At 64.5% G+C, this 19752-nt stretch carries 18 protein-coding genes; 17 read left to right on the top strand and 1 reads right to left on the bottom strand.

Going from position 1 to position 19752, the window contains the following annotated elements; genetic code table 11:
* The first annotated feature begins 87 nt into the window (after window positions 1-87).
* Window positions 88-1224 (top strand): hypothetical protein, encoded by a 1137-nt coding sequence (locus HL666_RS16810; protein WP_172182506.1) that lies wholly within the window; start codon window positions 88-90, stop codon window positions 1222-1224.
* An 18-nt stretch (window positions 1225-1242) separates the two neighbouring features.
* Here HL666_RS16810 and HL666_RS16805 read toward each other — a convergent pair whose 3' ends face one another.
* Complete coding sequence (locus HL666_RS16805; protein WP_246741554.1) at window positions 1243-2214, bottom strand: hypothetical protein; 972 nt, start codon at window positions 2212-2214, stop codon at window positions 1243-1245.
* A 600-nt stretch (window positions 2215-2814) separates the two neighbouring features.
* On the opposite strand from HL666_RS16805, the gene HL666_RS16800 reads away from it, so the two are divergent.
* From HL666_RS16800 to HL666_RS16725, 16 genes are all read left to right on the top strand, one after another.
* Window positions 2815-4302 carry a PfkB family carbohydrate kinase gene (locus HL666_RS16800; RefSeq protein WP_376698599.1) on the top strand — a complete coding sequence of 496 codons (1488 nt, stop codon included), beginning with the start codon at window positions 2815-2817 and terminating at the stop codon, window positions 4300-4302.
* Between the two features lie 9 nt (window positions 4303-4311).
* A complete protein-coding gene (locus tag HL666_RS16795; protein WP_172182502.1) occupies window positions 4312-5034 on the top strand; it encodes a nucleotidyltransferase family protein in 723 nt (240 codons plus the stop codon).
* 108 nt (window positions 5035-5142) lie between these two features.
* Window positions 5143-6081, top strand: a complete 939-nt coding sequence (locus HL666_RS16790; protein WP_172112740.1) for an NAD-dependent epimerase/dehydratase family protein — start codon at window positions 5143-5145, stop codon at window positions 6079-6081.
* Window positions 6078-6686 carry an SIS domain-containing protein gene (locus tag HL666_RS16785; RefSeq protein ID WP_246739260.1) on the top strand — a complete coding sequence of 203 codons (609 nt, stop codon included), beginning with the start codon at window positions 6078-6080 and terminating at the stop codon, window positions 6684-6686. Before HL666_RS16790 ends, HL666_RS16785 begins: the two co-directional genes overlap by 4 nt.
* A gap of 12 nt (window positions 6687-6698) precedes the next feature.
* Entirely contained in the window at window positions 6699-7697 is a 999-nt protein-coding gene (locus HL666_RS16780) for an NAD-dependent epimerase/dehydratase family protein (protein ID WP_172182500.1), read from the top strand.
* Between the two features lie 66 nt (window positions 7698-7763).
* Window positions 7764-8612 carry a transketolase gene (locus tag HL666_RS16775; protein ID WP_172182498.1) on the top strand — a complete coding sequence of 283 codons (849 nt, stop codon included), beginning with the start codon at window positions 7764-7766 and terminating at the stop codon, window positions 8610-8612.
* Window positions 8609-9532: a transketolase family protein gene (locus HL666_RS16770; RefSeq protein WP_172182496.1), complete on the top strand. Its 924-nt coding sequence runs from the start codon at window positions 8609-8611 to the stop codon at window positions 9530-9532. The genes HL666_RS16775 and HL666_RS16770 overlap by 4 nt, the downstream gene beginning before the upstream one ends.
* 8 nt (window positions 9533-9540) lie before the next feature.
* The gene (locus HL666_RS16765; RefSeq protein ID WP_172112736.1) at window positions 9541-10578 is read left to right on the top strand and encodes a zinc-binding dehydrogenase; all 1038 of its coding nucleotides are present in this window, start codon (window positions 9541-9543) and stop codon (window positions 10576-10578) included.
* A gap of 9 nt (window positions 10579-10587) precedes the next feature.
* Window positions 10588-11205: an HAD family hydrolase gene (locus HL666_RS16760; protein ID WP_172112735.1), complete on the top strand. Its 618-nt coding sequence runs from the start codon at window positions 10588-10590 to the stop codon at window positions 11203-11205.
* On the top strand, window positions 11183-12229 hold the full coding sequence (locus HL666_RS16755) for an aminoglycoside phosphotransferase family protein (RefSeq protein ID WP_210261944.1): 1047 nt from the start codon (window positions 11183-11185) through the stop codon (window positions 12227-12229). Before HL666_RS16760 ends, HL666_RS16755 begins: the two co-directional genes overlap by 23 nt.
* A gap of 28 nt (window positions 12230-12257) precedes the next feature.
* On the top strand, window positions 12258-12920 hold the full coding sequence (locus tag HL666_RS16750) for a class I SAM-dependent methyltransferase (RefSeq protein ID WP_172112733.1): 663 nt from the start codon (window positions 12258-12260) through the stop codon (window positions 12918-12920).
* Window positions 12921-13575: 655 nt separating this feature from the next.
* Entirely contained in the window at window positions 13576-15600 is a 2025-nt protein-coding gene (locus HL666_RS16745) for an acyltransferase family protein (protein WP_172182494.1), read from the top strand.
* 113 nt (window positions 15601-15713) lie between these two features.
* Window positions 15714-16667, top strand: a complete 954-nt coding sequence (locus HL666_RS16740) for a TylF/MycF/NovP-related O-methyltransferase (RefSeq protein ID WP_172112731.1) — start codon at window positions 15714-15716, stop codon at window positions 16665-16667.
* Window positions 16668-16728: 61 nt separating this feature from the next.
* Window positions 16729-17817, top strand: a complete 1089-nt coding sequence (locus tag HL666_RS16735; protein WP_172133005.1) for a GSCFA domain-containing protein — start codon at window positions 16729-16731, stop codon at window positions 17815-17817.
* Between the two features lie 50 nt (window positions 17818-17867).
* Entirely contained in the window at window positions 17868-18761 is an 894-nt protein-coding gene (locus HL666_RS16730) for an SGNH/GDSL hydrolase family protein (protein WP_172112729.1), read from the top strand.
* Between the two features lie 7 nt (window positions 18762-18768).
* Window positions 18769-19737: a phytanoyl-CoA dioxygenase family protein gene (locus HL666_RS16725; RefSeq protein ID WP_172182492.1), complete on the top strand. Its 969-nt coding sequence runs from the start codon at window positions 18769-18771 to the stop codon at window positions 19735-19737.
* Window positions 19738-19752: the final 15 nt, after the last annotated feature.

Genomic DNA, 19752 nt, shown 5'->3' with positions numbered 1-19752 from the left:
CATACTTGCCGCCCGTGATAACACGGATTGCGGGGCATATTCGCCCCATCTAGAAGCATGAGGATACCATCGAGCGGGTACGAAGCCGTGGCGCGTTACGTTGCGATCATTGTAGCGCTGTTTGCCGCGCTCTTCTTGCCAGTGCTCGCCATTCTCGAATGGGTCGGGTGGCGCCTGGGCGCCACCGTTCCGCTCTCCGCCATCGCCACAGAGCAATCGCAAGACGACAAGCTCGTCTGGCTGGGCGCCTTCAAGGACTACGCGCCGTACAAGCTTGAACGAATCAAGCAGGTGCAGCCCGAGGTGTTGCTGGTCGGCAGTTCGCGCTGCGGCCAGGCGCGTGCGCAGATCTTCCGTCCGTACGTTGCTTACAATGCCTGCCTGACCGCCTGGCCGCTCATCCATGTCGTCGATTTCGTCGATCGCGCGACGACGGCAGCAAAGCCGCGCGTCGTGATCGTGGCGCTGGACTACTTCCTGTTCGGCGATTTCCTCGCCGAGGCCTGGCGGAAGGAGCGCACGATGGACTTTGTCCAGGGCCTCGATTCGCATCGGCGAAAGCTGCACGACGTTGCCGACTTCGCCATTCGGACGGGCGTAGATTCTACGGCGATCATGTCGGCCGCGACGACTCCGCAGGTGGAGTCGGTCGACCAGAACCGGCTGATCGGGACGGAAGCAATCCGCGGCAAGTTCGGCTTTCGCAACGACGGCTCCGTGATGGTGGCGCCGCCCTATCGCGCAAGCGCCGCCGAGACGTTGTCCCGCGGCGCTCAATATGTGACGTCCTCGTTCCCCGGCGCCCCGCATTTGAGCGAACGCCAACTGGGCGAGATCGAGCGCTTGTCCCGGCTGTCGCGTGAGCGCGGTTTCTCCGTGATTGCCGTTCAATATCCGTTTCTGGAAAGTGCCGCGGCCTTCCTCGACACGGACGAAGCATATTGGCCCTATTCGGGACTTTGGCGCGAACTCCGCAGCAAGCCGACGGCCGAGCGATTCTCGAAGCTCGGAATTCAGTTCTACGATATGAGCCGCACGCCGATCTCCCAGGACAAGCAAAACTTCTTCGATCCCGCACACCCCTCGGAACGAGGCATGTTGAAGACCTTTCTTGCCCTGCTCGGCCGGCCAGAGTTCGGCACGCTATTTCCCAGAATCGACCGCGATACCTTGGCGAGCGACCTGGATCGGGCCAAGGGAGAGCAGTTCGATCTCTATCACTGACAGCGCCAACGGCGGGCTCTATTGTCCAGATGAACTCGACAGGAAGACGTCCTTGAAGGCTCTCGTTTTGACGATCTCGGCGGCAAGATAGCCGGTAAACTTCTCCGCCCCCTTCTTGTCGAGGTGGCCTCCACCGTCGAGCGTCGTCAGGCCGTCGAAGGGCGGTGCGATCAGCTCGACGTCGAGCGCTCTCGCCAGTTGCTCGGCCTGGCGCACGCAGGACTGGCTGTGCGGGACCAGCATGAAGACGACCCGGCCGCCTATCTCCCTCAAGAAGCTCTTGGCATAGCCGACGATCTCGGCGCTGGTGTCACAGGCCTGATCGCGTGCGGATCGCATCGGCTTGTTGTTTGGTGCCACATAGCTCGGATTGACGTCGAGAGCCATGTCGCCATTCGTAACGTTGCGATAGAGTCCGCTGTCGGAGAAATGCCCCGTGCGAGCCGCCGCGACGACGTCCTCAAGGCGCCACCGCAGATTGCGTCCGATGACGGTGAGATAGCCGCGCAACCGGTCGCGGGAAACCGCCACCACCGGGACCTTCTGCGGTCCCAGAGTGACGCTCAAGTCGCTGCTGAAGAAATGGGCGAACTGATCGTCGACGTTGATGACCCAGAGCCGAGGCCGTACGTTCCAGCGCGCGATCACCCGGCGGGAGAACTCGCCACCGCGGATTCCGACGAAAGCCATGTTGTACAGCTTCAATCGATCGAGTTGGTCCGACGCTTGCAAGGTCTGCCGGTCGATCGCGTAGCTGACGAAGGAGGGCCCGAGAAAAACGACGTCGGCAGCCCGGGCGGCGGCAATGGACGAGCCGATGTTGCTGTAGAAGATGTCCTGATCCTGGATCTGCGGAATGTGCTGCCCCCCGAAATCCCGATACCAGTTTCGATCCCCTGCCCGCTCGATCTGGGAGAAGTGGTCAGGCAACGTCTGAGCATCGAAAAGAATCATGAAGGCGGCTGCGAGCGTCAGGGCGCCGAGAACCAAGCTTCCGACCACCACGACGTATTTGCGCAGGGCACCTTTCGAGGCCGCATTTTCGGGCATCCACTCGGCCCGTCTCAACATGGTTCGTCTCTCAACTGTCGACTCGGACCGGCTGCGCACCTTACTCGCCACACCGAGCGATACAGACTGGCAGCCACGAACTCAAGCGCCCGGTCCAGCCGAAGATTTACCCGCACGAGGCGCGGGCAAGCTGACGGCAACTACACTGGCGGACCTGCACTGCATGCGTACACCGTGAGCATGTCCCAAACAGCTGCCCTTGCACCATTCAAGTTCCGCAACCCTTGTTCAGCTCAGAGGGGTTTGTGCTGCTGCGCACAGCTGATAAAGAGGTGAGCTGAGAGGCAGGCTTGCACGGTGTTCATCTGAGCCGACCATGAGAATGCATTGACTTTTCGCAATGAAATCAACGTCGACGATTGAAGCGAACCATGCCGCAACCGGTTCTCCGAAGCCGAAGCCCCCAATCGTCGAAGCGCTTATGGGTCTGCGATTCGGCCGAGCTGCCGGCGCAGTGACCGACCATACCACCTCAGCACGATCGAGCCGGAGGCGTATTTCTTGGATCAGGTGATCGATATGAGTCAGATGGATCTGGCCTGTCAGAGCATTCGCGCCTCCTGTGAGGCCGGGCAGACCGTCGCGTTCGTGTCAGGCAACTTCAACGTCGTGCACCCCGGACATCTACGGCTTCTGAAGTTCGCCGCCGAGCAGGCCGACGTCCTCGTCGTCGGCGTAAACCCGGATTCCACGCCCGGCGTGACGCTGGCGCAGGACATGCGGCTGGAAAATGTGCGTTCCATCGCGTTTGTGCACCATGCCGTGCGCTTGGAGACGAACGCATCGGACTTCATTTCGCACCTGAAGCCGACGGTCGTCGTCAAGGGCAAGGAGTTCGAGGACCGCGCCAATCCCGAGCAGGAGGCCGTCGACGCCTATGGCGGACGTCTGATCTTCTCCTCCGGTGAGTTGCGCTTTGCGTCCCTCTCGCTGCTGGAACGCGACGCCAACATCGACATCTCGACCGTCCGCAAGCCGCAGGAATTCCCCAAGCGGCACGGCTTCGAGATCTCGAATCTGAAGGATCTGCTGCGCAAGCTCGCCGGCATGCGGGTGGCCGTGATCGGCGACCTCATCATCGACGAATATGTCACCTGCGACGCCGTCGGTATGTCCCAGGAGGACCCGACCATCGTCGTGACGCCGCTGATGACCCGCACCTTCGTCGGCGGCGCCGGCGCGGTGGCGGCCCATGCGCACGGCCTTGGCGCAGACGTGAAGTTCTTCACTCTGGTCGGCGACGATGAAGCCGCCCGGTTCGCGCGCAACACGCTGGAGCAGCACGGCGTCAACTTCAACGCCTTCACCGACCAGAGCCGGCCGACCACGCGCAAGCAGCGGTTTCGCGCGCTCAACAAGACGTTGCTGCGTGTCAACCATCTGCGTCAGCACGCCTCCGACGCCGATCTGCAGCGGCAGATGCTGACCTCGGTCGAGCGCGCCCTGAAGAACTGCGATCTGCTGCTGTTCTCGTGCTTCAACTACGGCTGCCTGCCGCAGGATCTTGTGGACGCAATTGCCGATCGCGCCCGCGCCCAAGGCGTGATGATGGCGGCCGACAGCCAGGTGTCCTCGCAGACCGGCGACGTCTCCCGCTTCAAGGGCATGACCCTGCTGACGCCGACCGAGCGCGAGGCTCGCGTTGCGCTGAACGACTTCATCTCGGGCCTCGCCGTGATCAGCGAGCGGCTGGTCGAACGGGCCCGCACCAAGAACCTGGTGATCACGCTCGGCGCCGAAGGCGCGCTGATCAACACGATGGCCGAGGGCATCTTCACCTCGGACCGCCTGCCCGCATTCAATCCGTCGCCAAAGGATGTCTCCGGTGCCGGCGACAGCTTCTTCATGGCCTGCTCGATGGGACTGCGCGCAGGCGCCGACATCTGGCAAGCCTCCTATCTCGGCTCGCTGGCGGCCGCGCTCCAGGTCTCGCGCGTCGGCAATCTGCCGCTGACCACGGCCGAGCTGGTGCGCGAGATCGACGAAACCGGCTTCAGCCAGGAGTAGGATGCCGTCATGCGTGCCCTTCTGCTCGCGGCCGGGATTGGAAGCCGGCTGCGTCCGCTGACCAACTCGACGCCGAAATGCCTGGTGCGTGTGCACGACCGGCCCCTGCTGGACTACTGGCTCGATCTCGTCTTCGAAGGTGGCATTGAGCGGGCGCTGCTGAACACGCACTGGCTCGCCGAGCAGGTGCAGGCTCACGTCGCGCAATCGCGCTGGCGCGACCGCATCGATCTCGTTCACGAAGATGAACTGCTCGGCACCGGCGGCACCGTGCTGGCCAACCGCGCCTGGTTCGGCGACCAGCCCTTCATGGTTGCCCATGCCGACAACCTGACCGATTTCGACGTCGCAGGGCTGCTTTCCGCCCATCGCAACCGGCCCAATGGCTGCATCATGACGATGCTCGCCTTCCGGACCGACGATCCGAGCTCGTGCGGGATTCTCGAGCTGGATGACCAGCACAGGGTGACCGCCTTCCACGAGAAGGTCAAAAATCCGCCCGGGAACCTCGCCAATGGCGCGGTCTACGTATTCGATCCCGCCGTCATCGCCGACATCGCCGCGCTGGGAAAGCCGATCGTCGATCTCTCCACCGAAATCATCCCCAACTATTTGGGACGGATTTTGTGCGTGGAAACCAGCGGTTATCATCGGGATATCGGCAACCCGGAAAGCTTGCGCCGGGCCCATTTGGAGTTTAAGCACGAACCGCGCCGTGGCGGGGACGCTTGACGGGCGATTTTCGCCGCTGGGCTGGTCGCCTTGCCCCGCCAATTTGTATAAATGTGCGCGCGACACGCCAGCCGGCGAGACGACAGGCGAGCCACGGGGATTGCTCAGATGAAAGTATTCGTGACCGGAGCGTGCGGCTACAAGGGCAGCGTGCTCGTGCCGAAGCTCCTGAAGGCCGGCCACAAGGTCGTCGCGTTCGACATCATGTGGTTCGGCAACTTCCTCGAGCCGCATCCGGATCTGACGGTCGTCCAGGGCGACGTCCGCAACCCCGACGCCATCGACCTGACCGGTGTCGACGCCATCATTCATCTCTCCAGCGTCGCCAATGATCCCTGTGGCGATCTCGACCCGAAGCTGACCTGGGAGATTTCCTGCCTCGCGACGATGCAGCTTGCCGACCGCGCCTATCGCCACGGCATCAAGCGCTTCATCTACGCGTCCTCCGGCAGCGTCTACGGCGTCAAGGAAGAGGAGCAGGTCACCGAGGATCTCGAGCTGCTGCCGATTTCCGAGTACAACAAGACCAAGATGTGCGGCGAGCGCATCGTGCTGTCCTACAAGGACGACATGGTGGTGCAGATCGTCCGTCCCGCCACGGTCTGCGGCTACTCGCCGCGCCAGCGGCTCGACGTCTCCGTGAACATGCTGACGATGCAGGCGCTGATGAATGGCCGCATCACGGTGTTCGGCGGCGACCAGACCCGGCCGAACATTCACATCGACGATATCACCGACCTCTATCTCTTCCTGCTCGATCATCCCGAACACACCGGTGTCTATAATGCGGGTTTCGAGAACATATCGATCCTCGACATCGCCAACATGGTCACCAAGCACGTGCCGGCCGAGGTCATCGTGACGCCCTCGAACGATCCGCGCAGCTATCGCGTCAACTCCGATCGCCTGCTCGCGACCGGCTTCCGCCCAAAGAAGACGGTGGAGGACGCGATCAAGGAAATCATCGGCATGTACTCGCAAGGCCAGCTCAAGAATGACGACCGCTGGTACAATCTGAAATGGATGGAGAAGGAGGTCGTGAAATGAACGTCCTGGCCTTCAAGACCCCCGGCAGCCTGTTCGCCGACTACACCAGCCGCTTCAGCACCGTCCTGAAGGACTTCGACTGGGCTCCCGTCGAGAAGCTCGCCTATGATCTGCGGGACTGCTGGCAGACGGGACGTCAGGTGTTCTTCTGCGGCAATGGCGGCAGCGGCGGCAACGCCAACCACCTCGCCAACGACTTCCTCTACGCGCTGTCGAAGACGCCGGGCTCCGGCCTGCGCGTGCATTCGCTGTCGTCGAATCCGTCGGTCATCACCTGCCTCGCCAATGACGAAGGCTATGACCAGGTGTTTTCGCTGCAGCTCGCGGTGCTCGCGCGCAAGGGCGACGTGCTGATCACCTTCTCCGGCTCGGGCAATTCGCCGAACATCCTGAAGGCGCTCGAAGAGGGCAAGAAGATCGGCATGACCAGCTATGCCGTGCTCGGCTTCTCCGGCGGCAAGGCCAAGGCGCTCGCCGACGTGCCGATCCATTTCGCGGTCGACGACATGCAGATTGCCGAGGACGCGCAGATGGTGATCGGCCACATGATCATGCAGTGGCTGTACGCCCAGCGTGGCGACATCATCACGACGCGCGAGGTCTGACGGACAGGGACGATGGCTGCGAACGAAAAGTACCTGATCCTCGGCTCGAACTCCTTCTCGGGCGCAACCTTCGTCGACTTCCTGGCCGCGGCCGGCCACGACGTGATCGCGACCAGCCGCTCGGACGAGCCGCATGACGCCTTCCTGCCCTACAAATGGCAGAAGCGCCCCGGCAGCGTGCGCTTCAAGCGCGTCGACCTCAATCACGATCTCGACGCGCTGAAAGCCCTGCTCGCGGCCGAACGGCCGACCCATGTCGTGAACTTCGCGGCGCAGAGCATGGTCGGCGAGAGCTGGCTGTATCCGGACCATTGGATGATGACGAACGTCGTCTCCGCCGTCCGCCTGCACGACATCCTGCGCAACTATGACGGCCTCGACCGCTACGTTCACGTGACCACGCCGGAAGTCTACGGCTCGACCGAGGGTTGGGTGCGCGAGGACGCAGCCTTCAACCCGTCGACGCCCTACGCGGTGTCGCGCGCGGCCGGCGACATGAGCCTGCGGACCTATTTCGCCAACTACCAGTTCCCCGTCGTGTTCACCCGCGCGGCCAACGTCTACGGCCCTGGCCAGCAGCTCTACCGCATCGTGCCGCGCACCATCGTCGCCGCCATGACCGGGCAGAAGCTCCGCCTCGACGGCGGCGGCAAGTCGGTGCGCGTCTTCATCCACATGACCGACGTCTCGGACGCGACGGTCAAGATCGGCCGCAGCGGCAAGCTCGGCGAGACCTATCACATCTCCGGCTACGAGCTGGTGTCGATCCGCACCCTGGTCGAGATGATCCTCGCCCGCCTCGGCAAGAACTTCGAGGACTGCGTCGAGATCGGACCGGAGCGGCCCGGTAAGGACACCGCCTACACGCTCGACAGCTTCAAGCTGCGCACCGAGCTCGGCTGGCGCGACACCTTCTCGCTGGAACAGGGCATCGACGACGTCATCGCCTGGGCGCGACGCTTCGAGGATGTCATGGCCAGGCTGCCGACCAAGTACGAACATAAACCCTGATTGATCACAGCGCTTCCCCTGGAAGCGCGCCCTGCGCCTCCCCGGGAGGCGCGACTGGAGAGCACGATGAACGTGGCAGTCCGGAACACCGCGGCCAAGCCCGACGTGGCCGCCCTGAAGGCGCAGGCCGCCAAGCTGCGCGGCAAGATCATCGAGATGTCGCACAAGGCCCAGGCCGCCCATCTCGCCTCGTCGCTGTCCTGCGCCGATGCGATGACCGCGGCCTACTGGCACGTGCTGAACATCGACCCCAAGAACCCGACCGATCCGCTGCGTGACCGTTTCATCCTGTCGAAGGGCCACGCCGCCGCGGCTCTGTTCGCAACGCTGGCGATGAAGGGCTATTTCCCGATCGAGGAGCTCGACACTTACTGCCAGGACGGCGGCCGGCTCGCCGAGCATCCGCCGGCGAACCTGTTGCCCGGCGTCGAAGCCGCCACCGGCTCGCTCGGCCACGGCCTTCCGCTCGGCTGCGGCATGGCGCTGGCCGGCCGCATCAAGGGCGAGAATTACCGCGTGTTCGCCCTGCTCTCCGACGGCGAGAACAATGAGGGCTCGGTGTGGGAGGCCGCGATGTTCGCCGCCGCCCAGAAGCTCGAAAACGTCTGCGTCGTCGTCGACTACAACAAGTGGCAGGCGACCGCGCGCTCCAACGAGACCCTGATGCTGGCGCCGCTGCGCGACAAATGGGCCGCCTTCGGCTGGGATGCGCACGAGATCGACGGCCATGACGTCGGCGCGCTGGCGGAGGCCATGCAGAACATCCCGAACGGCTCGGGCAAGCCGGTGGCGCTGATCGCCCACACCGTCAAGGGCAAGGGCGTGTCGTTCATGGAGGACGACAACAACTGGCACTACCGCGCCCCCACCGCTGAGGAAGTCGTCAAGTCGTTCAAGGAGCTCGGCCTGTCATGAGAAACGCGTTCGCTGACGAACTGACCAAGCTCGGCAACGAGGACTCTCGCGTCGTCATGCTGTCGGGCGACATCGGCAACCGCCTGTTCGACAAGTTCAAGGACAAGCATCCGAGCCGCTTCTTCAACTGCGGCGTCGCCGAAGCCAACATGATGGGCGTCGCCGCCGGCATGGCCATGAACGGCCTGCGCCCGGTCGCCTATACGATCACGCCGTTCGTGACGACGCGCTGCCTGGAGCAGATCCGCACCGACGTCTGCTATCACGAGGCGCCGGTGACGATCGTCGCCGTCGGCGCCGGCCTCGCCTATTCCGGCCTCGGCCCGACCCATCACGCCTGCGAGGACATCTCGTTCCTGCGCTCGATCCCGAACATGGTCGTGATCTGCCCGGGCGACGCCTTCGAGGTCCGCGGCGCCCTGCGCGCGGCGATGCAGCAGGATCGCCCGGTCTACATCCGCATGGGCAAGAAGGGTGAGCCGGTCGTTCACAAGGGCCCCATCGTGGACTTCAAGATCGGCAAGGCGATCACGATTGAGGAAGGCTCCGACGTCTGCCTGCTCTCGACCGGCAACATGCTGCCGGAAGCCATTGAAGCCGCACACCGATTGAAGGAGAAGGGCATCTCCGCGGAGGTCGTCAGCTTCCACACCGTGAAGCCGCTGGACGAGGACAAGCTCAAGCAGGCGTTCAGCCGCTTCAAGCTGGTCGCGACCATCGAGGAGCATTCGCTGATCGGCGGCTTCGGCGCGGCCGTCTCCGAGTGGCTCGTCGACAGCGAGACGCAGGCGAAGAAATTCCTGCGCTTCGGGACGCCGGATGCCTTCTTCAAGAAATCCGGTGAACAGGAATATGCCCGCGAGGTGCTCGGCCTGACCGGCCACCAGATCGCGGACAAGATCATCCACGCCTTGAGCTGAGACATCACATGAAGACCCAAGCTGCCCTCCTGGTCCAGACCGGCCAGCCGCTCGTGCTCGCCGAGATCGAGACCCCCGCTCTGAAGCCGGGCCAGGTGCTGGTCGAGATCGCCTATTCCGGCGCCTGCGGCACGCAGGTGATGGAGTGGCGCGGCGACAAGGGCGAGGACAAATGGGTGCCGCATTGCCTCGGCCATGAGGGCACCGGCACGGTGATCGAGACCGGCAGCGCCGTCACCAAGGTCAAGGTCGGCGACAAGGTCGTGCTGTCCTGGATCAAGGGCACCGGCATCGAGGCCGGCGGCGCGGTCTATGACTGGGACGGCAAGAAGGTCAACGCCGGCGGCGTCACCACCTTCCAGCGCCATTCCGTCGTCAGCGAGAACCGCCTGACCCTGCTGCCGCCCGACCTGCCGATGGACGTCGCGGTGCTGCTCGGCTGCGCCGCGCCGACCGGCATGGGCGCGGTCTACAACGTTCTGAAGGTGCAGCCGGGCGATGCGGTCGCCGTGTTCGGCACCGGCGGCATCGGGCTCAACGCGCTGATGGCCGCGGCTTTGGCTGGTGCGATGCCGGTGATCGGCATCGACCCCAACCCGACCCGCCGCGCGCTCGCCCAGATCTACGGCGCGACCCACGTCATCGACGCCTCCGGCGACGTGCTGGCCGAGATCAAGAAGATCGTGCCGCAGGGCGTTGATCTCGCGGTCGAATCCTCCGGCATTCCGGGCGTCATGGATCAGGCTGTGAACGCCACCCGCCAGCAGGGCGGCCGCGCGGTCGTGATCGGCAACGCCAAGCACGGCGCGGCGCTGACCTTGAATCCCGGCGTCTTCAACCAGGGCAAGAGCCTGCTCGGCACCTGGGGCGGCGACAGCGTGCCGGACCGCGACTACGGGCGCTACGGCCGGCTGCTGAGCTCCGGCCGCTTCCCGGTGCGGGACCTCTTGTCGAAGCCCTACAGCCTCGCCCAGGCCGATCAGGCGCTGCAAGACCTCGCCGCCGGCAAGGTCGGCCGTCCGCTGATCGACATGTCGCTGGCTTAAGTTCTGGCCATGCGGATCGGGATCGACTTCGACAACACGATCGCCTGCTATGACGGCGTGTTTCATGCGGCAGCGCTGGAGCGCGGCCTGATCCCGGCCGATCTCGGCCGCGACAAGAACAGCGTGCGCGACCATCTCAACGGCTCCGGGCGCAAGGACGATTTCACCGAGCTGCAGGGCTATGTCTACGGCGCCCGCATGGATCTCGTCTCGCCCTACCCCGGCTTTGCCGAGTTCGTCACGGCCGCCCGCGGCGCCGGCCACGACCTGTTCATCGTCAGTCATAAGACCAAGCACCCCATTCTCGGTCCCAAGCACGACATGCATGCCGCCGCGCGCGGCTTCCTGACCGATCGCGGCCTGATGGGCGAGGCCCCCGGCCAGATCGCGCCGGACCGGGTGTTCTTCGAGCTGACCAAGGACGAGAAGGTCGCCCGTGCGCACGCGCTGGCCTGCGAGGTCTTCGTCGACGATCTGCCGGAGATCCTGGGGATGAGCGGATTCCCCGAGGGCATGCGCAAGGTGCTGTTCGACCCGGAGAACCAGTTCGCGGCCAAGGCCGTGCCTTACGAACGGCGCGCGTCCTGGGCCGAGATCGCGGCGGATGTCGTCCGTGACCGCGGCTGAGGCCAGCGCGGACGCCGCCCTGCTGGCGTTGGCGCAGCGTCTCACCGCGCAGGCCGGCAAGGCAACCCCGACGGGGCTGACGCGGCTCGCCGGCGGCCGCAACAACCAGGTCTTCCGCCTCGACACCGCCGATGGCCCGCTGGTCCTCAAGCGCTACTTCACCGACGCCCGCGACACGCGTGACCGGTTGGGCGCTGAGTGGAGCTTCATCAGCCACGCCTGGTCGCACGGCGTCCGCGTCGTGCCCGAGCCACTCGCGTGCGATCGCGCTGAGCAGGCCGGCCTCTACAGCTTCGTCGAAGGACGCAAGCTGACCCCGCTCGAACTGGCGCCGGCTCACGTCGATGCCGCGATCGACTTCGTGCTCGCGGTGAACGCCCCGCCCCGCCCCGCTCTGGCGCCGGGGTCCGAAGCCTGCTTTTCGCTCGCCGAGCACCTCGCCACCGTCGAGCGCCGGGTGGCGCGGCTGGCGACGCTCGATGCCGACGTGCCTCATGTCACGGCGGCCCGGCAGTTTGTGGCGGAGCGGCTGCAGCCGGAATGGGCCGACGTGAAGGCTAACATTTTGCGCGGCGCTGCGGCTGAAGGGCTTGCCTTCGAGGCCGCCATCCCCGCCGACCAGGTCTGCCTGTCGCCGTCCGATTTTGGCTTCCACAACGCGCTGATCGACGACCAGGGCAAGCTGACCTTCCTCGACTTCGAATATGCCGGCCGCGATGATCCGGCCAAGCTGGTCTCGGACTTTTTCTGCCAGCCGGAGGTGCCGGTGCCGCTCGCCGTGCACGAGCACTTCATCGACCGCCTGACCGACGGCCTCGGGCTCGACGCAGCGAGCGTCGCACGCTGCCGGCTGTTGATCGACGCCTATCAGGTCAAATGGACCTGCATCATCCTGAACGACTTCCTGCCGCTTGGCGCCACCCGCCGCGCCTTCGCCGACACCGGCGCCTGGGCGCAGCGCTGCGCCGCGCAGCTCGCCAAGGCCGAGGCGCAGCTCGGCCTGATCGGCGCCACATCCGATTAACCGACAATCGTAACGCCCGGAGATCTTCATGGCCTATCGCGAGTTCGTCAGTCTCGTCCACAAATCGACCAAGCGCGACTACCTTGCGCGCGTCACCCAGCGCGACAAGGCCGATGTCGCTGAGATGGCGATCAAGTTCGACTACGACTACTGGGACGGCAGCCGCGAGACCGGCTATGGCGGCTACAAATATGACGGCCGCTGGCGCAAGGTCGCCGATGCGATGATCGAGACCTACGGCATCAAGCCGGGCATGCGCGTGCTCGACGTCGGCTCCGGCAAGGGTTTCATTCTCCACGATTTCCGCGAAGCGATCCCGGATCTCGAAGTCGCCGGCATCGACATCTCGTCCTATGGCGTTGAGCATACGATGGAGAGCGTGAAGCCGTTCTGCCAGGTCGGCTCCGCCGCCAAGCTGCCCTACCCCGACAAGCATTTCGATCTCGTCATCTCGATCAACACGCTGCACAATCTCTACAACTACGATCTCGACGCTGCGCTGCGCGAGATGGAGCGCGTCAGCCGCGGCGCGAAGTACCTCTGCGTCGAGGGCTATCGCAACGAGCGCGAGAAGGTGAACCTGATGTACTGGCAGCTCACCTGCCGCATCTTCCACACCCCCGAGGAATGGGCCTTCGAGTTCAAGCGCTCCGGCTACACCGGCGACCACGAGTTCATCTTCTTCGAATGAGGTTGACTGAAGACGTCGACAGACGCTCTCGCGACCCATCGGCGTCCGAGTGATGCTCCGGTCACCGCCCTCTCGGAACGAGAGGGCGCGAGGAAGGCCGGACCTCGGCTGAGGCCCGTGGCCCGCCTGCTCAAAAGAATGCAGGCGGCAGGTACCACAGGTACAGCCGGACAGACCCGGCCTTCCCCGCGCGATCGGGTTTTACGGTGTCCTTCGTGCTCTCCCTGGGGATCGGCTTTCTTGCCCCCATCGCCCGCGCGTGCCCAAAGCAACGACCACGGACTTGACCTCAGCGTCGAGAGGCCAGGACCACACGACTTCGCCGTCCGCACCGGCTGCGCTCGTCTGGCACAGCCGCCGCGTCCATCGCAGCCCACCCCCACGTATCGTGACGACGCGTACGTCCCTCTGCACGGGGCGGGATGGCCGAGAGAACCACATTTTCTGCAAAAACGAAACAGGAATATTTTTCGGCGCCGATCTGGACATAAGCCATCTCTTTGATCGAGCAGATGAATTCGGCGCAAACGCGCAGCCGGACCAGCCAGAGCGTCCCATCACGAAGAGCAACGAAAATTTGAACCGGACGTGATCGCAGGCTAGGCTGGTCGGGCGCGTGTCGCGCCTGACCGCAGAGGCCATCCGAGCTCGCCCCATGCATTCGCCACTCGCGGCCAACGACGAGAGCGCACGAGCGACGTCCCGGCTTCGCGGCTACAGGCCCGACATCGACGGGCTTCGCGCGGTCGCGGTGCTGTCGGTCGTGGGCTATCACGCCTTCCCGACTGCATTCCCGAGCGGTTTCGTTGGTGTCGACGTCTTCTTCGTGATCTCCGGATTTCTGATCACCTCGATCATTCTCGACGAGATCGCGCGCGATCGCTTCAGCTTCGTGACCTTCTATGCGCGACGGGTGCGGCGGCTGTTTCCGGCGCTGCTCCTGGTCACCGCGGTGTGCCTCGTCGCCGGATGGCTGGTGCTGTGGCCGGAGGACTTCCGCAGGCTCGGCAAGCACGCGCTCGCGGGGGCCGCGTTCCTGACCAATTTCGCGCTGTGGCGAGAGGCCAATTATTTCGACGTCGCCTCCGACACCAAGGTCCTGCTGCATCTGTGGTCGCTGGCCATCGAGGAACAGTTCTATCTGATCTGGCCGGCGCTGATCGCCATCGCCTGGCGCATGCGACTGAACCTTTTCATGGTGTTCGCAGCCATCTTCGCCGCTTCGTTGGCCTATGGCATCAAGATCACGGCCACGAACCAGGTGGCGGCGTTCTTCTCGCCCGCCTCCCGATTCTGGGAGCTGGCCGCGGGGGCCCTGCTCGCCCAGGCCAGTTTTGCCTGGCCAAGCGTTTTTGCCCGGCCAGAAAATCCGAGCGTTGGCCGCCCGAGAACCGGGCGTTTCAGCGCAGACGCTTTCGCACGGCAGGCGGCCGGCGCGCTCGGCCTCGTTCTGGTCCTGGCCGCGGTCTTTCTGATCAGCGTGCGCGATGCCTTTCCCGGCTGGTGGGCGCTCATGCCGGTGGCGGGCGCGGGCCTGATCATCTTTGGCGGCCCGGATGGCTGGGTGAACCGCCGCCTGCTGTCGACGCGGCTCATGGTCTTCATCGGCACGATCAGCTACCCGCTGTATCTGTGGCACTGGCCGCTGCTGGCGTTCGCCAAGGACATTCTCCACCACGAGACGTCGGCTGCCGTGCGCGGCGCGCTGGTCGCCGCCGCCGTTGGCCTCGCCTGGCTGACGTACCAATTCGTGGAGCGGCCGATCAGGAAGGAACGGCGGGAGCGCAGGGTCGCCCCACCGCTGTGCGCGGCCATGCTGGCGATCGCCGCGTGCGGCGCGATCATCCTCGTCAGGGACGGGTTTCCCCAACGCTTTCCCGACGAGAAGAGCGTCTATGCCCAGTTCTTCGACCGCGGATCGCAACGCACGATCGACGAAGCCAGGCTGATCAACCAGCTGCCGTGCAACTTCTACAGCTTCGACAGCCCGACGCCAACGAGAGCGCCGCGTCCCGTCGACCCGGCCTGCTACACACGGCACACGCCGCGCAGCGTGCTGATCCTCGGCGATTCCAACGGCGCGGATCTGTACCATGGCTTGAAGCAGGTGCTGCCCGAAAGCGTCTCCCTGTTGCTGCTCTACAGCTCCGGTTGCCGGGTCCAGCCCTTCTCGAAGGAGTTGATCGAGAGCGACCATTGTCACAAGGCGAACCATTTCGCCCTCGAGCGGATCAAGGCCGATCCGCCCGACATCGTGCTGATGGCATCGTACAATTCCTACGACATCGACTATATCCGCGCCTATGCGAAACTGATCAGGCAGCACGGTGTCAAGCACGTGCTCGTGCTGGGCCAGCGTCCGCATTGGCGCTACGACCTGCACCGTATCATTCTCGACGAATTCTGGTCGTACACGCCCCGGCGCATTCCGGGGCGTCTCGACGAGAGTCTTCACGCCCTCGGCCGGCAATTCGAGGCGCAATTGCGCGCTGAAGAGCCGTTCGAATATGTCGACCAGATGCAGCCCTTCTGCAATTCCGACGGATGCCTCACCTATCTCGGCGACGACCGGCGCGATGGCCTCATCACCAACGATACCGCCCATCTGCGGCCGCACGCCTCGGTCTGGCTGGCCCGAGAGCATTTGGCGCCGCTGATTCTCAGCCGGTTCGAACACTAGGGCCGAACACCCACGCAAAACGAGTGCAGAGCCTGCATGCCGCTTTTGCGATCTTGGCAAAATGTATCTATAAAATGGCAGCCAACATCGAGAGCGCGGGGAACGGGGCTGTCATGACCAAGTCATTGAAGGTGGCGATCGCCGAAGGCCTGCCGCCCCAGACCCTGTTCAAGCTGCGCTCGATCAAGCGCGCGCTGATGGGGCAGCCGCCTCCGGAACGGCCGCAGGCGGCCACGGCGCCGGAGCCTGAACCCGAGCCTGAACCGGCCCCCGCCCCGGTCGCCGAAGTCTTGCCCGAGGTGCCCGAGCCGCGGACGCGCCAGACCGAGGCGCTGGAACGGCTCGACGCCCACAAGATCAGCGCGCCGTACCTGTTCTTCGACATCGACGACGTCCTGATCCTGCCTGCCAAGGAGATCGCGCGCACGCTGACCTTGAGCGCGATGTACATCAACAGCGCCGACGTCAAGGGCGACATCGCCGAATTCGGCACGATGGGCGGGTTCACGGCCCGGACCCTGGCCAATGCAATGGTGTTCGATACGCGCTATCAGCCGAACCAGCCGCTGCGCAAGCTGCGGCTGTTCGACAGCTTCGAGGGATTGCCGGAGATCACGGCGAAGGTCGATCTCGAATCGCAGCACGTCAAATCGGGCACATGGTCGAAGGGAGGGTGCCGGATTCTCAGCGCCGCCGACCTGCGGACGATGGTAGAGGCCATCATTCCACCGAGCCGCGTCCAGATCTACGAAGGCTGGTTCGCCGACACGGTCAAGCAGCTTCCCGACGACACGCGATTGGCGTTGATCCACTTCGATGGCGATCTGTATTCGTCGACCATGGACGCGCTGGTTCCTTGTTTCGAACGCGGCTTCATCTCGAAGGGCGCCGTCATCTGCTTCGACGACTGGAACTGCAACGAGGCGGACCCCGAGGCCGGCGAGCGCAAGGCCTGGGCCGACCTCGTCAGCCGCTTCAAGATCGTGGCCAGCCACTCCGGCGACTATTCGATCCAGGGCACCAAGTTCATCATCCATTCCTATCGCGGCATGAAGCCGAGGGCGTGAGCACCATGCGCGCGCGATCGTCGTTGCGTCTCGCTGGGCCGTGCTGCCGGAAGGTGAATGCATGAGCTGTCCCTACACCACGCTGCCCGCAAGCAGCTTCTGGCGCCAGGCCGTCGCCGAGCGCAGCACCTCGGAGCTCGATCCTCATCTGACCGCACGACTGCGGTTTGGTCCGGATCAGCGCATCGCGTCGGCCGGCAGCTGCTTCGCGCAGCACATTTCGCGTGCCCTGAAGGCGCGCGGCTACAACTACTACGTCACCGAGACCGCACCGGGATATCTTTCGCCCGAGCAGGAGGAGCGCTTCGGCTACGGCATCTTTTCCGCCCGCTACGGCAACATCTACAGCACGCTGCAGCTGCTGCAGCTGTTGCAGCGTGCGTTCGGCGGCTTCCAGCCGGCCGATCAGTTCTGGACCGACCCCGACGGCCGGGTTTTCGATCTCCTGCGTCCCCGGATCACGCCGAAGGGCTTCGTCTCGATGATCGAGGCCGAGGCCGATCTCAAGCAGCATTTGCGCGCAGTCCGCAAGCTCATCGAAACGGCCGACGTGTTCATTTTCACGCTCGGCCTCACGGAAAGCTGGGTTTCCAAGCTCGACGGCACTGTGTACCCGACCTGCCCCGGCTGCGGCAGCGCCGGCGACTATGACGACGCCAGATACGCATTCCACAATCTCTCGGTCACGGAGACCACCGGCTATCTCGCCGAGGCGATCAACCTGATGTCGGCCGCCAATCCGCGGCTGCAGATCATCCTGACGGTCTCGCCGGTGCCGCTCGCCGCCACCATGGAGTCCCGCCACGTGATGCAGGCGACGACCTATTCGAAGAGCGTGCTGCGCGTCGCCGCCGAGGAGATGGTCCGGCGCTACGACAACGTGCACTATTTCGCGTCCTACGAGATCATCACCAATGCGAGGAATGCCGGCGCCTATTTCGCCGACGATGCCCGGTCGGTCACGCCGGAAGGCGTCGCGCGGGCGATGAACCTGTTCTTCGCCCATTTCACGGCAGAAAGTGCTGGCGCCACGGCGCGATCGACGGGCGACGGTGCAGGCCAGCGGTCGGCTGCTCCGCCCGCCGAGCCGCAGATCGTCTGCGACGAGGACGAGTTCTATCGGGCGCTGGCCGCCAGCCGGAAAAGCTGAGGACCAGCGGCGGCCACGGGCCAGTCTGTGATGTGAAGGGAACTATCAGCGTGGATACCGAGCTCGAAACGGTTCTGCCGGTCTATATCGTCGGCGACAGCCATTCCCTGCCCTATCGGAACATGGTGTTCCGGGAGCGCTGGACGGGCGCGTGGGTCATGGCCCGCACCAAGTACATTCCAGGCGCCACGGCCCGGGAGTTCTACAATCCCGCCACCGGCGAGTTTCATCCAGACTTCATCGCCTTCCTCGAATATGAGGGTCTGGTCCGCAACGGTCGTGCGACGCATTTGTCGATGGACGAGGTCGATTTTTCCATCGCCAAGGCCGTCGGCCAGGCCGTGCGGCCGCCACTGATCATGATCACCGTCGGCGAGATCGACGTTCGCGGCCCGATCCTGCAGCTTCTCAAGGACAGCCACGATTTCGTTCCCCCGTTCGCGACCACGCTGCCTCTGCTCGACAAGCCGCTGGTGCCCTGGGACATCATCGACGAAGCGATCGAGGCTCGTCTCGGCCCCTTCATTGCCGGCCTCGACCAGCTGGTCCAAGCCGGCTTCAAGCGGGTCTACGTCCAGAGCGTGGTGCCTCCGACCCGGCAGGAAGCGCGCATCCGCGAGCTGCAGAAGTACGACTGCCCCGTCTCGGTCCGCACCAAGCTGGTTCAGGCCTTCAACTGGAAGCTGGCACAGAAGGTACGATCGGTGAACCTGTTCATGATCGACCGCTGGTCCGACCTGACGGAAGGCGATCTGCTGCGTCCGGAGTTCGATTTCGATGGGGTGCATCTCCCGCCCAAGGGCGCCCGCCTCCTGCTCGAGACCCTGATCGATCACGCGATCGACAGCCGCGGCCTCGTCGCCAATCATCCGCGTTATGAACTCTATTATCGGATGGCATGCGGTCTGGACCCGTTCCAGCCCGCCAAGTCAAACGCAGCATGAGGACGTCATGGCCGTCACATCGATGATCAGCACCGCCAAGCAGCGGCTCAAGGGCGGCATCAACCAGGCGCTCAGCGCCCTCGGCTATCGCCTGGTGCGCGCCGACACGGCGGACCGCCTGACCGGGCACTTCAATCCCGCATCCTGGAGCGGCAACGGCACGGCGCAGCCGCGCCGTCTGACGCTGCTGCCCGCTGCCAACGCGGCCCCGGCGATGTGCACCGCCCATGCGCCGAAGTTCGATCCGCAGAAGACGCCGAGCCAGCTCGCCGACAAGATCGTCGCCTTTCAGCAGAACGGCGTCACAGTCATCAGCACGAACCCGGAAAAGGCCGCCCATTTCCGGGAGACCGAGAGCTTCGACCGCGACGTGAGCAATCGTCATTCGGCATGGGACTGGGCTGGCAACAGCGTCGCCCCGTACACGCAGGATCTGCAGACCGGCATGCCATCGGCGGCGCTCGTCGACTACCTCCACGCGCTGTTCAGCGGCGGCGATTTCGATTCCTTTTTCCGAGGCGTGCTCGGCTGTCCGGCCAAGGTCGCCAACGTCAGACTGGTGCGTTCAAAGCCGCATCTGACGGAAGGCGTCGGCCCGCAGGAATGGCACAGCGACGGCTGCCCGGCCGGCGTCATCCGTGGCGTGCTCTACCTCTGCGATGTGGACGAGCAGACCGGTCCGTTCCAGTACCGGGACGCCAACCACCGCGAACATACCGTGCTCGGCAAGACCGGCGATCTGCTGGTGTTCGATGCGACGCGCCTCATGCATCGCGGCAGCCCGCCATCGCACAAGACGCGCTCGGCCATCGATCTGGTGTTCATGCCGCGCATGCCCGAAGAGGACATGAAGATCATGGTCGTCGGCATGAACCACTGGCCGGCGGACCCGTTCTTCGTCAAGCTTCCCAAGGAACGCGCTGCAGACGCCTGCGATCCAATCTCCGAAGGACGCGGGGTCGCCAGCCTTTATTGACGCAGGGCCGCCTGC

Origin of the sequence: Bradyrhizobium aeschynomenes, assembly GCF_013178945.1 — a bacterium.
In the GTDB taxonomy this organism is placed as follows: domain Bacteria; phylum Pseudomonadota; class Alphaproteobacteria; order Rhizobiales; family Xanthobacteraceae; genus Bradyrhizobium; species Bradyrhizobium aeschynomenes.
The sequence above is the reverse complement of the archived record's forward strand: the minus strand, read 5'-3'. Positions and strand labels throughout refer to the sequence as shown.

Excerpts from the sequence above, each read along its gene's own strand:
- HL666_RS16725 (WP_172182492.1), top strand. The coding sequence starts at position 18,769 with ATGGCCGTCACATCGATGATCAGCACCGCCAAGCAGCGGCTCAAGGGC.
- HL666_RS16745 (WP_172182494.1), top strand. The coding sequence starts at position 13,576 with ATGCATTCGCCACTCGCGGCCAACGACGAGAGCGCACGAGCGACGTCC.
- HL666_RS16765 (WP_172112736.1), top strand. The coding sequence starts at position 9,541 with ATGAAGACCCAAGCTGCCCTCCTGGTCCAGACCGGCCAGCCGCTCGTG.
- HL666_RS16740 (WP_172112731.1), top strand. The coding sequence starts at position 15,714 with ATGACCAAGTCATTGAAGGTGGCGATCGCCGAAGGCCTGCCGCCCCAG.
- HL666_RS16750 (WP_172112733.1), top strand. The coding sequence starts at position 12,258 with ATGGCCTATCGCGAGTTCGTCAGTCTCGTCCACAAATCGACCAAGCGC.
- HL666_RS16770 (WP_172182496.1), top strand. The coding sequence starts at position 8,609 with ATGAGAAACGCGTTCGCTGACGAACTGACCAAGCTCGGCAACGAGGAC.
- HL666_RS16775 (WP_172182498.1), top strand. The coding sequence starts at position 7,764 with ATGAACGTGGCAGTCCGGAACACCGCGGCCAAGCCCGACGTGGCCGCC.
- HL666_RS16800 (WP_376698599.1), top strand. The coding sequence starts at position 2,815 with ATGAGTCAGATGGATCTGGCCTGTCAGAGCATTCGCGCCTCCTGTGAG.
- HL666_RS16780 (WP_172182500.1), top strand. The coding sequence starts at position 6,699 with ATGGCTGCGAACGAAAAGTACCTGATCCTCGGCTCGAACTCCTTCTCG.
- HL666_RS16755 (WP_210261944.1), top strand. The coding sequence starts at position 11,183 with ATGTCGTCCGTGACCGCGGCTGAGGCCAGCGCGGACGCCGCCCTGCTG.
- HL666_RS16760 (WP_172112735.1), top strand. The coding sequence starts at position 10,588 with ATGCGGATCGGGATCGACTTCGACAACACGATCGCCTGCTATGACGGC.
- HL666_RS16785 (WP_246739260.1), top strand. The coding sequence starts at position 6,078 with ATGAACGTCCTGGCCTTCAAGACCCCCGGCAGCCTGTTCGCCGACTAC.
- HL666_RS16795 (WP_172182502.1), top strand. The coding sequence starts at position 4,312 with ATGCGTGCCCTTCTGCTCGCGGCCGGGATTGGAAGCCGGCTGCGTCCG.
- HL666_RS16790 (WP_172112740.1), top strand. The coding sequence starts at position 5,143 with ATGAAAGTATTCGTGACCGGAGCGTGCGGCTACAAGGGCAGCGTGCTC.
- HL666_RS16735 (WP_172133005.1), top strand. The coding sequence starts at position 16,729 with ATGAGCTGTCCCTACACCACGCTGCCCGCAAGCAGCTTCTGGCGCCAG.